The organism is Garicola koreensis (assembly GCF_014195445.1).
Lineage (GTDB): Bacteria > Actinomycetota > Actinomycetes > Actinomycetales > Micrococcaceae > Nesterenkonia > Nesterenkonia koreensis.
This window is the reverse complement of the sequence record NZ_JACIBT010000003.1, coordinates 63,903-76,246: the sequence shown is the minus strand read 5'-3', so window position 1 is coordinate 76,246 and position 12,344 is coordinate 63,903. Positions and strand designations below refer to the sequence as shown.

The 12,344-nt window shown below is 68.4% G+C and carries 13 protein-coding genes; 2 read left to right on the top strand and 11 right to left on the bottom strand.

Annotated features, from left to right (window positions below):
• Positions 1 to 27: 27 nt before the first annotated feature.
• The 3 genes from FHX47_RS06735 to FHX47_RS06725 form a co-directional block, all read right to left on the bottom strand.
• Entirely contained in the window at positions 28 to 663 is a 636-nt protein-coding gene (locus tag FHX47_RS06735) for a flavin reductase family protein (protein ID WP_183358164.1), read from the bottom strand.
• Between the two features lie 90 nt (positions 664 to 753).
• Positions 754 to 1,803: an NAD(P)-dependent alcohol dehydrogenase gene (locus FHX47_RS06730; protein WP_183358163.1), complete on the bottom strand. Its 1,050-nt coding sequence runs from the start codon at positions 1,801 to 1,803 to the stop codon at positions 754 to 756.
• 265 nt (positions 1,804 to 2,068) lie between these two features.
• Positions 2,069 to 2,479, bottom strand: coding sequence for a hypothetical protein (locus FHX47_RS06725; protein ID WP_183358162.1), 411 nt, complete (start codon positions 2,477 to 2,479; stop codon positions 2,069 to 2,071).
• 84 nt (positions 2,480 to 2,563) lie between these two features.
• Here FHX47_RS06725 and FHX47_RS06720 point away from each other — a divergent pair, with 84 nt between their 5' ends.
• Positions 2,564 to 3,145 (top strand): TetR/AcrR family transcriptional regulator, encoded by a 582-nt coding sequence (locus FHX47_RS06720; protein WP_183358161.1) that lies wholly within the window; start codon positions 2,564 to 2,566, stop codon positions 3,143 to 3,145.
• Positions 3,146 to 3,156: 11 nt separating this feature from the next.
• On the opposite strand, the gene FHX47_RS06715 is transcribed toward FHX47_RS06720, so the two are convergent.
• The 8 genes from FHX47_RS06715 to FHX47_RS06680 form a co-directional block, all read right to left on the bottom strand.
• Complete coding sequence (locus tag FHX47_RS06715) at positions 3,157 to 4,224, bottom strand: uroporphyrinogen decarboxylase/cobalamine-independent methonine synthase family protein (RefSeq protein WP_183358160.1); 1,068 nt, start codon at positions 4,222 to 4,224, stop codon at positions 3,157 to 3,159.
• 52 nt (positions 4,225 to 4,276) lie between these two features.
• Positions 4,277 to 4,657 carry a chorismate mutase gene (locus FHX47_RS06710; protein WP_183358159.1) on the bottom strand — a complete coding sequence of 127 codons (381 nt, stop codon included), beginning with the start codon at positions 4,655 to 4,657 and terminating at the stop codon, positions 4,277 to 4,279.
• Positions 4,658 to 4,685: 28 nt separating this feature from the next.
• Complete coding sequence (mnmA, locus tag FHX47_RS06705) at positions 4,686 to 5,822, bottom strand: tRNA 2-thiouridine(34) synthase MnmA (protein ID WP_183358158.1); 1,137 nt, start codon at positions 5,820 to 5,822, stop codon at positions 4,686 to 4,688.
• Positions 5,823 to 6,028: 206 nt separating this feature from the next.
• On the bottom strand, positions 6,029 to 7,375 hold the full coding sequence (locus FHX47_RS06700; RefSeq protein WP_183358157.1) for a DUF58 domain-containing protein: 1,347 nt from the start codon (positions 7,373 to 7,375) through the stop codon (positions 6,029 to 6,031).
• An 18-nt stretch (positions 7,376 to 7,393) separates the two neighbouring features.
• The gene (locus FHX47_RS06695; RefSeq protein ID WP_221206186.1) at positions 7,394 to 8,335 is read right to left on the bottom strand and encodes an AAA family ATPase; all 942 of its coding nucleotides are present in this window, start codon (positions 8,333 to 8,335) and stop codon (positions 7,394 to 7,396) included.
• Between the two features lie 114 nt (positions 8,336 to 8,449).
• On the bottom strand, positions 8,450 to 9,676 hold the full coding sequence (locus FHX47_RS06690; protein ID WP_183358155.1) for a DUF4350 domain-containing protein: 1,227 nt from the start codon (positions 9,674 to 9,676) through the stop codon (positions 8,450 to 8,452).
• Positions 9,673 to 10,305, bottom strand: a complete 633-nt coding sequence (locus tag FHX47_RS06685; protein WP_183358154.1) for a DUF4129 domain-containing protein — start codon at positions 10,303 to 10,305, stop codon at positions 9,673 to 9,675. Before FHX47_RS06685 ends, FHX47_RS06690 begins: the two co-directional genes overlap by 4 nt.
• Positions 10,306 to 11,421 (bottom strand): hypothetical protein, encoded by a 1,116-nt coding sequence (locus FHX47_RS06680; protein ID WP_183358153.1) that lies wholly within the window; start codon positions 11,419 to 11,421, stop codon positions 10,306 to 10,308. It abuts the gene before it with no gap.
• Between the two features lie 166 nt (positions 11,422 to 11,587).
• On the opposite strand from FHX47_RS06680, the gene mtrA reads away from it, so the two are divergent.
• Positions 11,588 to 12,274: an MtrAB system response regulator MtrA gene (gene mtrA, locus FHX47_RS06675; protein WP_183358152.1), complete on the top strand. Its 687-nt coding sequence runs from the start codon at positions 11,588 to 11,590 to the stop codon at positions 12,272 to 12,274.
• Positions 12,275 to 12,344 lie beyond the last annotated feature (70 nt).

Sequence of the window (12,344 nt, the reverse complement as noted above, 5' to 3'; positions counted from 1 at the left end):
GGCCTGCGTCAACGCCCGCTGGTGGTGCTAACCGTCCCAGACGGGACGGCGCATATCGGTGCGGTCCTCATCGCGGATGGTGAAGTAGGCGCTCGGCCCGCCGCCGCGCAGCAGCGGGTCAGCCCAGGCCGTCTGATAGATGCCCTCGTGCAGCAGCGAGCGGTCGATGTGGACTCCCACCACCTCGCCGAACACCATCCGGGTCACCGTCGGTTCGCCGGCGGCAGTGACCAGCGGCACCACCTGTGTGGTGCGGCATTCGAAGACCACCCGGGCCTCTGCGACGTGGGGCGCACCGACCACTCGTGAGGCAGCCGGGGTCAGCCCGGCCAGATCAAACTCGTCGACCTGTGGCGGCGCCTGCGCTGAGCTGGTGTTCATCGCCTCGGCCAACTCTGAGCTGACCAGGTTCCAGCAGAACTGACCGGTGGCCTCTGCGTTGGTGACACTGTCCTTGTCGCCGTTGCTGGCGAAGCCGATGATCGGGGGCAGGTAGTTGAACGCGTTGAAGAAGCTGTAGGGAGCCAGGTTCAGCACCCCGGCGGTGCTGCGGGTGGAGATCCAGCCGATGGGCCGCGGCGCGATGATCGCGTTGAACGGCGAATGCGGCAGTCCGTGGCCGGCGCGGGGTTCGTAGAAGTGAACGTTGTCTGCAGTGGTCATCGCCTTCCAGTATGCGCGAAGATCCCTGGGCACAGCAGAGCTGAGCCCCGGGGAGCTCAGCCCCAAACGCGCAGCCCCAGCAGCTGGTGCTCAGCTTCCGTGTGGGACGACGACGGCGCGGCCATCGAGTTCCCCGGCCTGGAGGGCTCGGTAGGCCTTCAGCGCGTCGTGGAGGCTATAGCGCGTCACCAGAGGGCTTATCAGCCCGGCCTTATAGAGGTCGACCACCTCGTGAAGCTCCTCGATGGTGCCCCAGTACGTGTTGGTCAGCTGCGCCTCATAGGGGGTGGAGTAGAAGTCCCATTCGTACTTCCCGCCCGCGATGCCCAGCACCGTGACCTTGCCCTGCAGGGCCACCACACTCATGGCGACCTTGATCGTGGGGGCGACGCCGACGAAGTCGAAGACCGCATCGACGCCGCGGCCTTCGGTGAGTTCACAGATCTGGGCAGCCTGATCGTCCCCGCCGGCTACGGTGACCGCGCCAGCTTCTTCGGCCCGCCGCATCGCGGAGTCCTTCATGTCGGTGGCGATGACTTTGGCGCCGGTGAGAGCGGTGAGCATCTGCACCGCCAGCTGGCCCAGCCCGCCCAGGCCGATCACCAGGGCGGTCTTGCCGCCGCCGGTGAGCACCGGCATGGCCTTCTTGATGGCGTGGTAGGGGGTCAGGCCAGCATCGGAGAGCGGTGCTGCTGCGATCGGGTCGGCGTCGCCCAGCGCCACCAGGTTGCGTGCCGGTACCGCGAGGTACTCGGCCATACCGCCGTCGCGTCCCAGACCGGAGCCCAGGTACCGCATGGACGCGGCGTTCTCACAGTAGGTGTCCTGACCCCGGCTGCAGGCCCGGCACTGCTGACAGCCGATGGGTCCGTAGACCAGGTAGGCGTCACCCTTGCTGATGCCGGTGACGCCTTGGCCCAGCTCTTCGACCCAGCCGGAATTCTCGTGACCCAGAATGAAGCTGGGGGCCATCTGCGGTGGCCCGAAGTCGGCGGTGAAGTCGTTGTAGATGGCCACATCGGAGTGGCACGCGCCGGAGCCAGCGACCTTCAGCAGCACCTCTCCGGGGCCCGGCGTCGGCCTCTCCACATCTTTCAGCGAGGGGAACGTCTGGTACTCCTCGAACACTACTGCGCGCATGCCATACCTCCTGGTGCGACTTCAGTTGAGACCTTGTGACAGCGAGTCTACGCACCAAGCATCGTGGGGGTAAGGGGTGCGCGGCCAGCACCGTCTCAGCGGCTTTTTACCCTGCTTTGCAGGAATTACCCCGCCCTATAGAGGCCGGTCATTCCTATCCGGCGGGGTAAAACGGTGACGACGCCGGCGCGGGGTTCGTCGAAGTGAACGTTCTCGGAATCAGACACCCCTCAGTATGGGGCAACTCTCGCCGCAGCTGCAGTTCTCAACCCAGCAGCAGCCCGATTCCACAGGTCCCCAGCCCCGCGATCAGAAAACCGGCGCCGAGCCACAGCAGTCCGATCAGGCGGTTCGGCGTGGTCCGGCCCTGACCGGTGGCCGAGAGGAAGAAGCCTGCCGGCATCAGGATCGCAGCAACCAGCACGCCGGTGCGGCTGAGCCACTGCCAGAACCCGGTGAGTGCGGTGGCCTCGGTGAACAGCAGGCACAGCAGCCCCAGAATGATCAGCGTGCCGGCGTGGGCGTGGCCGGCGCGGAAGAACGACCTCTGGAACTCGGTGGCTTCGACACTGCCGAGGCTGACGCGGGTGAGGAACCAGCCGCCGCTGGTCACGGTGATGGCGGCCAGGAACACAATGCCGGCGGTCGTTTGGGCGGCTTCGGTGATCTCAAACACGGGGGCACTCCTTGGGCGAAGGTTTAGTAACACTGTTATCTAACAATGTGCGGAAACCTTCTGGCAACCCCTATGCTTAATCCCATGGCCAGGCCCAGGACCCACGACCACCACGTGCGCCGTCGTCTCCTAGAGGCTGCCTCGGCCTCCATCGCGGCCGGGGGAGCAGCTGCAGTTTCGCTGCGCGCGACGGCCCGAGACGCCTCGACGACGACGGCTGCGGTCTATGCGCTCTTCGGCAGCCGCGAAGCTCTCATCGCCGCTGTGGTCGAGGAAGGGTTCCGACGCTTCGGTGCCCATCTGGCCACGGTCGAGAAGACCGCCCAGCCTGCTGAGGACCTCATTGGGCTCGGTGTTGCCTACCGGGAGAATGCGCTGAAGAATCCGCACTTCTACCGTGTGATGTTCGGCCCGGCCTCCGGCGCTGTGTCCGCCGGCCGCGGCGAGGAGACGTTCGCCGTGCTGGTGAACGCGGTCGGCCGCGCCGCCGACTGCGACGACGCCGAGGCGGCGCTGCGAGCCCAGCGCGTGTGGGCCTACGTCCATGGGCTGGTCAGTCTGGAGTTGGAGGGCCTGGTGCCGGGCTCCTCAGAGGCGGACGAGGCGCAGGCCTCCTATGTGGCCGCTCTGCGTGGGGCAGCATCGCTGCTGCGGGAACCAGTATGAGCGGAGCACAGTTACTGACGGATCTGGTCCGTCAGCGCCTCTGCAGCACCGCGTAGTCGGGTGAGCGTCCTCATGGAGCCGGCCTCACTGAGCCGGGCCAGGCGCCCACGGTGCTCGGCGCCGCAGCCCGTCACTGTGAACGCCTCCAGCGCGGTCAGCGGCATGCCCAGCCCACGCCAGGGCGCAGCCAGCCGGTCGGCAAGCGCACTGACCTGCGGCAACCGGGTGGAGTGGTCCGCCTCCTGCGGGTCCAGCAGGGCGGCCCACAGATTGGCGCCGTCCTCCACCAGTGCTGCCGCCCGCTCCCAGTCCTGGGTCTGCGCCAGGTGCACCGGCAGCGTGAAACCGTCCACGGCGCTCCCGCTGCGGCTGCGAAAGTCTTCTATCTGCTCAGCGGTCATCGGCTGGCCGAAGTCCAGGATCACACTGGCGGCCCCAGCATCGCGCAGCGCCTGCACCACGACGCCGAGCAGCTGCCGCGTCTCATCGCGGTGCAGCGAACGCAGCGTCCGGTATCCGCTGGCGGTGGGCACATCGCCGGCGAGCACCCGGGCATAGTCGGGCTCCAGCAGCACCACGTGGACCTGCTCGGCGGCCGCGGCGCGGCGCACGTGGGCCACATGGGCCATCAGCCCGGTGGCCAGCGAGTCTGCCAGATCGCGCCGGGCACCATGGTCGATGAGCGCCTTCTCTCCGCCGGGCAGATGCAGTTGGGCGGCCAGGCTCACCGGCCCCAGGACCTCCAGGTTCAGCGGCAGCGGGGCGTCGTCGTGGTGCGTGTCGGCACGTTCTCCGCGCACATCGGCAAGCGCGTCCACATCGGAGTTCAGCAGGCTCACCGCCCGGCTGTGGTCTGCTCCGGGACGTTGCACCAGCCGCCACCCGTAGGAGGCCAGCTCGGCGTAGAGCTCCGTGAGGTGGGCGACGGTGCGGCCCAGCAGCGAGGCGTGGTTGCCGCGCTGGGGCAGCTCAAGGAGGGGCTGCAGGTGTGGGGCGTGCAGCTCGGCGTTAGTCAGCTCAGTGGCGCGGCGGTAATCGGCGCCGCCCATCACCGCCGGCGCGGCGAATCGCAGCGTCACAGCCCGACCTTTCGGGCAGCGCTCACTCGTACAACACTCACTGGTGCACCGCTCACTGGTGGTCGGCCCAGTCGAAGGGGGCGTTCGGATCCGGTTCGCCGCCGGAGGTCTCAGAGATCGCCTGGTGGTGGCGGATGACTTCCTCAATGATGAAGTTCAGGAACTTCTCGGCGAAGTCCGGGTCCAGCTGGGCGTCCTGGGCCAGCTGCTTCAAGCGGGCAATCTGGGCCTTCTCCCGGCCCGGATCCGCCGGGGGCAGCCGGTGCTTGGCTTTGAGCACGCCCACCCGCTGGGTGGCCTTGAACCGTTCGGCCAGCAGGTGCACCAGGGCGGCGTCGATGTTGTCGATCGAGGAGCGTATCGACAGCAGGTCCTGAAGGATCTCGGAGTCCACGTACTGTCCGGCCTCGCCGGCCCGGGGATCGGTGCTCATCGTGCCAGCCTATCCGCTGCGCGCCCCACTAGGAGACGGCGGGCACGTCGGTGCGGTGCCTGGAGCGGGCCGTGTCGATGGTCGACTGGCCCAGCACGCGGGTGCCCTGGTACATCACCGCAGTCTGGCCCGGGGCCACACCCTGCAGCGGCTCCGCCAGCTCCACGACCAGCCGTGGGGCCTGGTCCGCGTACTCCACCCGAGCCTGAGCCGGCACCGGGTCGGCGTGCGCGCGGATCTGCAGCTCGATTTGGAACCACTCGCCGGTTTCGGCCTGCGGCACCGGAGTTCCCGCCCAGGACAGCCGGATCCCGGTGATCAGGTCGATGTCCAGCAGCTCCTTGGGCCCGGCCACCACGGTGTTCTCCTTCGGCCGGATCTCCAGGACGAAGCGCGGTTTGCCATCAGGTGCTGGACGGCCCAGCTTGAGCCCGCGGCGCTGGCCCACCGTGTAGGCCTGGGAGCCCTCGTGCTCGCCGATCTGGGTGCCTTCAGCGTCGACGATCGCGCCGGGCTCCATGTCGATCTGCTCTGCCAGCCACCCACGGGTGTCGCCGTCGGGGATGAAGCAGATGTCATGGGAGTCGGGCTTCTTTGCCACTGAGATGCCCCGTTCGGCCGCCTCTTCGCGCACCAGCTCCTTGGACGGCGTCTCACCCAGGGGGAACATGCAGTGGGCGATCTGCTCAGCGTTGAGCACGCCCAACACATAGGACTGGTCCTTGGTCCAGGTGGCCGCACGGTGCAGCTCGCGGGTGCCGTCGTCGTTCTCGGTGACCTTGGCGTAGTGGCCGGTGGCCACGGCGTCGAAGCCCAGCGCGATCGCCTTGTCCAGCAGAGCTTCGAACTTGATCTTCTCATTGCAGCGCATGCACGGATTGGGCGTGCGCCCGGCGGAGTACTCAGCGATGAAATCGTCGACGACGTCGGCCTTGAACCGCTCAGAGAAGTCCCACACGTAGAAGGGGATGCCCAACTTCTCGCAGGCGCGCCATGCGTCGGAGGAGTCCTCAATGGTGCAGCAGCCCCGGGAACCGGTGCGCAGGGTTCCGGGCATGCGTGAGAGCGCCAGGTGCACCCCGACCACCTCGTGACCGGCGTCGACGGCGCGGGCGGCGGCTACTGCGGAATCGACACCGCCGGACATTGCTGCAAGGACCTTCATAGGTATCTACGGTACGGAATCTGCGGTGCCGCCGCCAACACGGCCGCCGCCCCACCTGCCGCCACCCCCGCTGCCACGCCACCGCCCCACCCTCGCCGTTCGGTCACGCAGTCTGACAGCACCTTGGGCCCAAGAACGGCTAAGAAAGGGTCATAGTGCGTGACCGAACGCGGAGGAGGCAGGAGGGAGGGGAGGGGCGGCAGGGATCAGAGTTTGCCGGTGGCCTTCAGGCGGATATAGGCGTCCGCCAGAGCCGGGGCGAGCTTATCCGGCACTTCCTGCAGCACCTCCACGCCCATCCCGGCCAGCTCAGCGGCCACGGCCTCGGTTTCAATCAGGGCTCGTTCGGCCGCCGCGGCCTGGTAGACATCGGAGGTTGATTCGCGGCGCTGGGCCGCCCGCTGCAGCTGCGGGTCGCGCACCGAGGCCACCAGTACACGGTGCTTGGCGGTCAGCGCAGGCAGCACCGGCAGCAGTCCCTCCTGCAGCGAGGGCGAGTCGGCTGCGGTGAGCACCACCACCAGGGCCTGCTGGCTGCTCACCGCGGCGATCTCGGCTGGCAGCTGGGAGAAGTCGGCCTCCACCAGTGCCGGTTCCACGGTGGAGGCGGCCGTGCTGAGCACGTGCAGAAACTGGCCGCGCTCAGCCGAGGAGGCCCGGGCCACGGTGTGGCGGTGGAAGGCGAGGAAGTCGACCCGGTCGCCGGCCTGAGCGGCCAGGGCGCCCAGCAGCAGCGAGGCCTCGACCCCCGCGTCCAGCCGCGGTTCGGCAGTTGGCTGGTCTGCGGCGCCCGGAGCTGCCTGCTCATCGTCCACCGCTCCGACCCGCGCCGCAGAGGTCCGGGAGGCGTCCAAGCAGAGGATCACCCGGCGGTCCCGCTCGGGGCGCCAGGTGCGCACCACCAGGTGTTGGCCCGCCGCGTCCTGCCGACGTGCGGTGGCGCGCCAGTCGATGGAGCGGATGTCATCGCCGCGCACGTAGTCGCGCAGGGAGTCGAACTCCGTGCCGGCACCGCGCAGCTGCACTGCGGTGGCGCCGTCGAGCTCGCGCAGCCGCTGCAGCCTGGAGGGCAGATGTCTGCGGGAGCGGAATTGGGGGAGCACCCGCAGACTGTGCGGACTCCGGTGCACCACCTGGCGGCCCGCCAGCCCCAGCGGGCCCACGGAGCGCAGCGTGAGGTGCTCGCTTCGCAGCTCGCCGCGGCGAGTCGGCGCCAGCTGAACACGCACCACGGTCTGCTCACCGGCACCGATGCTGACGCGCTGCAGCGCGTCGGCAGCTCCTGCGGTGGGCTGCCACCCGTCCTTGGCCCAACCTCGCAGCCGACGCCGGCCACGATTCACCAGTCGGCTCGACGCGGAGCCGGTGCCTCCTTGGCGCACCGGCTGGGTGGGTTCACGCTCCACAGAAATGCGGCGCGGGGAAGCACACAGCAGCAGATCGGTCACCGCCAGCGCGGCAAGGAGCGCCACCCACCACCAGAAGTGCTGGGGGGCAAGGACGACGACGACGGCGAAGCCCAACGCCGTCCACAGGAACCGGTAGGTCAACACGTGGCAGCGCTCCGGTACCTAGCGCGGCACCGGCGTGGAGGCGAGGATCCCCTGAAGCACATTGTCGGCACCGGCGCCGTCCATCGCGGCCTCCGGGGTCAGCGAGACGCGGTGCCGCAGGGTCGGCAGCGCCAGCGCCTTGACGTCGTCGGGGGTCACGTAGTCCCGGCCGGAGAGCCAGGCCCAGGCCTTGGCGGCGTTCATCAGCGCCGTCGCCCCGCGGGGGGAGACCCCCAGTTGGAAGCTGGGCGCCTGGCGGGTGGCGCGGGCAATTTCGACGACGTAGCCGATCACCTCGGCGGCGATCTGCACCCCAGCCACTGCGTGCCGGGCGGCCAGCACATCGTGCGCAGAAGCCACCGGTGCCACTCCGGCCGCTGCCAGGTCCGACGGGTTGAAGCCGGCAGCATGGCGGCGGATGATCTCCACCTCCTGCTCGCGTTCAGGCAGGTCCAGATTCACCTTCAGCAAAAACCGGTCCAACTGCGCTTCGGGCAGCGCATAGGTGCCTTCGTACTCCACCGGGTTCTGCGTGGCCGCCACCAGGAACGGGTCCGGCAGGGACCGGCCCAGTCCGTCCACCGAGACCTGCCGCTCCTCCATGGCCTCCAGCAGGGAGGCCTGGGTTTTCGGCGGAGTGCGGTTGATCTCATCGGCAAGCATCAGGTTGGTGAAGACCGGTCCGTGGCGGAAGGAGAAGTCCCCGGTGGTGGAGTCGTAGACCAGGGAGCCGGTCACGTCACCGGGCATCAGGTCGGGGGTGAACTGCACGCGTGCGGTGTCCAGACTCAGCGAGGCCGATATCGAGCGCACCAGCAGGGTCTTGGCCACCCCGGGCACGCCCTCCAGGAGCACGTGGCCGCGCACCAGCAGGGCGATGACCACACTGGTGACCGCCGCGTCCTGGCCGACGACGGCCTTGGCCACCTCTTCGCGGACCCTGGTCAGCCGCGCCCGCAGCTCGTCGTTGGACGCACCGGGAGCACCGGGCTGGTCAGCGCTGGGTTGTGCAGCGCTGGGCGCATGCGTCTGTGGCGCTGCCTCTGCGCCGTCGTAGGGCCCGGGCTCATTCACTTATGGTCTCCTTCGCATTCGTGTTCGGTCTCTGACGTCATTCTCCAGCCGCGCAAGCTGTTGAGCATAGCTGCTGAGCTGACTGTTGCCTCGCACCTCGTCGCTGATGAGCAGCCGGGGCACCCGCTGATCATCCCAGCCGGAGGCTCGCGCCGCGGCCGCAGCGACAACTTCAGCCTCAGGGGCGGGCCCCAGCCGCAGCAGCCTGCCCAGTCGCAGCAGATGGGCGCTGCGCAGGGTGCGCGCGGTGGCGGTCACCTCATTGGAGCGCTGATAGAGCCGGCCCCGGCCGTGGGCGGATTCGCTGGCGGGCACGCTCACCGGCAGCGGCTCGGAGACCACAGGGCCATAGCGCCGCCCGGCGACCAGCATGGCCACCGCCGCGCAGATCAGCAGCCACCACACCAGCGGCCAGAACCAGTCCGGCAGATGATCCATCGGCGAGGACCACTGCTCAGAGCCGGCCAGATCTGCGCCCGCAGGCGTGTACCAGATCAGGTCGCCGCCGCTGGGGCCCCCATCGGCACCCAGCATCCCCAGCGCCAGGGCTGCGTTGCCCGCGTCGGTGATGCGCTGATTGGTGAACGCATCCGGGGCGGTGAACGCCCAGCCCAAGCTGGTCTCGGCCAGCACGTAGCCCGCAGCCGCGCCCTCGGCTTGGGGTTCCAGGCGGAAGCACCCGGAGTCGGCCTGCAGACTCGTGCCGGAGGCCTGAATGTTCTCCGCGCTGTGGGCTGCTTCAGCGGTGCACGCCTCTGAGGCGCCGACCGTGGCGGGTGTCCCGGCCGCTCCGGTGGGAATCGGCGGCCCAGCCCGCAGCTCATCGCCCAGTGCGTTGGCCAGCAGGTGGGAGCGCTCAGCCATCCACACCACCTCGCGGCCGGCCTGGTGCTGCTGGCCCAGCTCGGAGATGAACCCCTCATCGGGTGGGAAGCTGCGGGTCAGGACCACCACCGAGGCATCAGGGTGCTCATCCATCAGGTCCGCGGCCACCTGGGCCGAGTGCGCGCGGTGGATTTCCACGCCCTGCTCGTCCAGAACGGAGGCCAACCCGGCGTACCCGTCAAGGTCTGTGTTGGCCAAGCCGTAGGGTTCAGCGTCCTCAGTGTCCAGCAGCTGCATGGCCGCTGCAGCTATGGCGCCGAGGAGGACCAGCACGATCCAGAACTGCCACCTGGCCAGGGCTGAGCGTGCGGCAGCGCCTGCACCTGCGACGGTCGCGGTCACCGCGGGGCCACCAGTCTGGGTCCCTGAACATCGAGGCTTCCGGTGGGTTGGGCCTCCCGCAGGGTCGCATCCAGGGTGCGAAGCTGCCCGTACTGCTGGGCGCTCAGCCGCTGCCTGCCGTACCGGGAGAGGTTGAACAGTTCGGCGGCGGTGCGCAGCTGGTGGCCATGCTCATTGAACTGTCCCGCCAGATGCTCAGCGATCTCGGTGGCGGTGCGGCCGGTGGACCTGGGCAGCAGGGCGCGCTCCTCCGCGCCGCGCACCAGCGCTCGGAAACGGTCGCGGGCGGCGTCGTCGTAGTTGCCTGCCTCAGCGCTGCGGTCAGCGCGATCACGCAGCGCGGCGGCAGTGATGCCCGCCTCGATATCGACCTGCTGGTCCGGATCGCCGGAACGCTGAAGCCGCGGGCGGACCACCAGCAGAACCACCGTGACGGCCGCCGCCAGCAGAAGCAGAACCACCAGGGGTCCGGCAGGAATATCGACGACGCCGAGGTTCACCGCACCCTCCTGCAGCCACTGCAGGAACCGGTCGACGGCCTCGCGCACCGGTCCGCTGAACTGCCGCTGGTACTCAGGGCCGGAGAGCTCATCCTCCAGCAGCCGGCGCGCCTCATCCCGGTCATACATCTACTCGGGCCTCCCACTGCCGGCAGCGGAGAAGTGCGCCCCCAGGTGCTCCGGGGAGCCGGGGATCAGCGTCGCCGGATCATCAACGTCTGCGGCGGCATCCAGCAGCACCGCATCCAGGGCCTCCTGCCGGAACCGCGCGTTGAGGTACATCACCGCAATCACGGTGCCAGCCAGTGCCACCATCAGTGCGGCCAGCACGGCGTCGTACAGGTTCCCGACGGCGAGCAGCAGAATCGAAATCCAGCTTTCCTGACCCTGCGGCGCCTGCCAGCCGAGCTCGGTGCCGAATCCCGCCACAATGCCGGCAGGCAGCGAGGCGATGAGCAGGGCGATGGTGCCGATCAGATAAACCAGGGCCACCGCACCGATGTGGCGCCACCACAGGCCGCGGTTGAGGCTGAACGAACGCGCCAGCGCGCTGAAGGCGTTGCGGCGCTCCACCACAATGACCATCGGGCCGAACATGAAGGCCGCGCTCACCCAGCAGAGCAGCAGGAAGAGCCCCGGCAGCACCACGACGGCGGCGATGAAGAACGTCACGCCGATCAGCAGCGCGCTGAGGACCAGGACGATGACCCCAGCGACTGCCAGCAGAAGCCCCAGCACCACACAGTGCAGCGCCAGCCAGCCCAGCGTGCCGGCGCGCAGCCGGATGGTCTGGCCCAGAGTGGTGGGCAGACCGTAGGCCGCACGCAGCGCGGGGATGGCCAGCAGCCCCACAGACAGCGCCAGCACCAGGTTGCCGATGAAGCCGGTGAGCATCAGCACCAGCCACATGGCCCCATCACCCATCACCGCCCAGGCCATCTCCGGGTCATCGAAGGCCGCCGGGTCCAGGAGCATGCGCATGAACTGCTGCGAGGGGAAGAGCAGCATCAGCAGAATGGCGGTGGCGAAGTTGAGCACACCGGCCAGAAGGGGCAGGCCCAGCACGGCGCGCCGATTGCGCCGAATCACGCTGAACGCCCCGGAGAACATCTCGTCCTGACCCATGGCACGCAGCGGGTAGACCGCACCGGGCCGCACCTGCGGCTCTGGGCTGCGGGGCTCTGCACTTCCGGGCGCTGGGCTGCTCGGAGACGGCGTCGTGTTCGGCCGGCGCACTGCGCTCACCACACCCTCCTCGCATGTCAGACTTTCTCCGCCACCTTATCGCCGTTGGCCGCAGGCGCGCATCGCAATCGGGGTTCAGCGCGCGTGTATGAGGATGACAGGCTGGAATGCATATATCCTGAGGAAAAGGTTCAATCGCTGCAGCAGCTGTGAGGAAGGATGTGTCATGAAGGGCCGGATCCTGGTGGTCGACGATGATGAGGCACTTTCCGAGATGATCGGCATCGTGCTGCGAAACGACGGGTTCGATCCGACGTTCTGTGAAACCGGCGACGGCGCCCTGGAAGTCTTCCGCGCCTCAGACCCTGATCTGGTGCTGCTTGACCTGATGCTTCCGGGCAAAGACGGCATCGAGGTGTGCCGCGAAATCCGTGAAGAGGCCGATACCCCGATCATTATGCTCACCGCCAAGTCCGACACTGCAGATGTGGTGCGCGGCTTGGAGGCCGGCGCCGACGACTACGTGCCCAAACCGTTCAAACCAGCCGAGCTGGTCGCCCGGGTCCGCGCTCGGCTGCGGCCTGCTGAGGGCAGTGCCAATCACCACGAGGCGGAGACGCTGACCATCGGGGATCTGTCCATCGACGTGGCCGGCCACGAGGTCCGTCGCGGCAGCACCAAGATTCCGCTGACCCCGCTGGAGTTCGACCTGCTCTCCACGCTGGCCAAGAAACCCTGGCAGGTCTGGAACCGCGAGATGCTGCTGGAGGAGGTCTGGGGCTACCGGCACCAGGCAGACACCCGGCTGGTGAATGTGCACGTGCAGCGGCTGCGCTCCAAAGTGGAGAAGGACCCGGAGCACCCTGAGATCGTCCAAACCGTGCGCGGCATCGGGTACAAAGCTGGCGGATAAGGAGCGTCCGCAGCCATCACTGAGCAGAACACCGCAGCAGCCCCAGCGAACCCTTCTGGCACCGAGCCCG

Coding starts and splice junctions, on each gene's coding strand:
- mtrA (WP_183358152.1), top strand. CDS start 11,588: ATGAAGGGCCGGATCCTGGTGGTCGACGATGATGAGGCACTTTCCGAG.
- FHX47_RS06685 (WP_183358154.1), bottom strand. CDS start 10,305: ATGTATGACCGGGATGAGGCGCGCCGGCTGCTGGAGGATGAGCTCTCC.
- FHX47_RS06735 (WP_183358164.1), bottom strand. CDS start 663: ATGACCACTGCAGACAACGTTCACTTCTACGAACCCCGCGCCGGCCAC.
- FHX47_RS06710 (WP_183358159.1), bottom strand. CDS start 4,657: ATGAGCACCGATCCCCGGGCCGGCGAGGCCGGACAGTACGTGGACTCC.
- mnmA (WP_183358158.1), bottom strand. CDS start 5,822: ATGAAGGTCCTTGCAGCAATGTCCGGCGGTGTCGATTCCGCAGTAGCC.
- FHX47_RS06730 (WP_183358163.1), bottom strand. CDS start 1,803: ATGCGCGCAGTAGTGTTCGAGGAGTACCAGACGTTCCCCTCGCTGAAA.
- FHX47_RS06720 (WP_183358161.1), top strand. CDS start 2,564: ATGGCCAGGCCCAGGACCCACGACCACCACGTGCGCCGTCGTCTCCTA.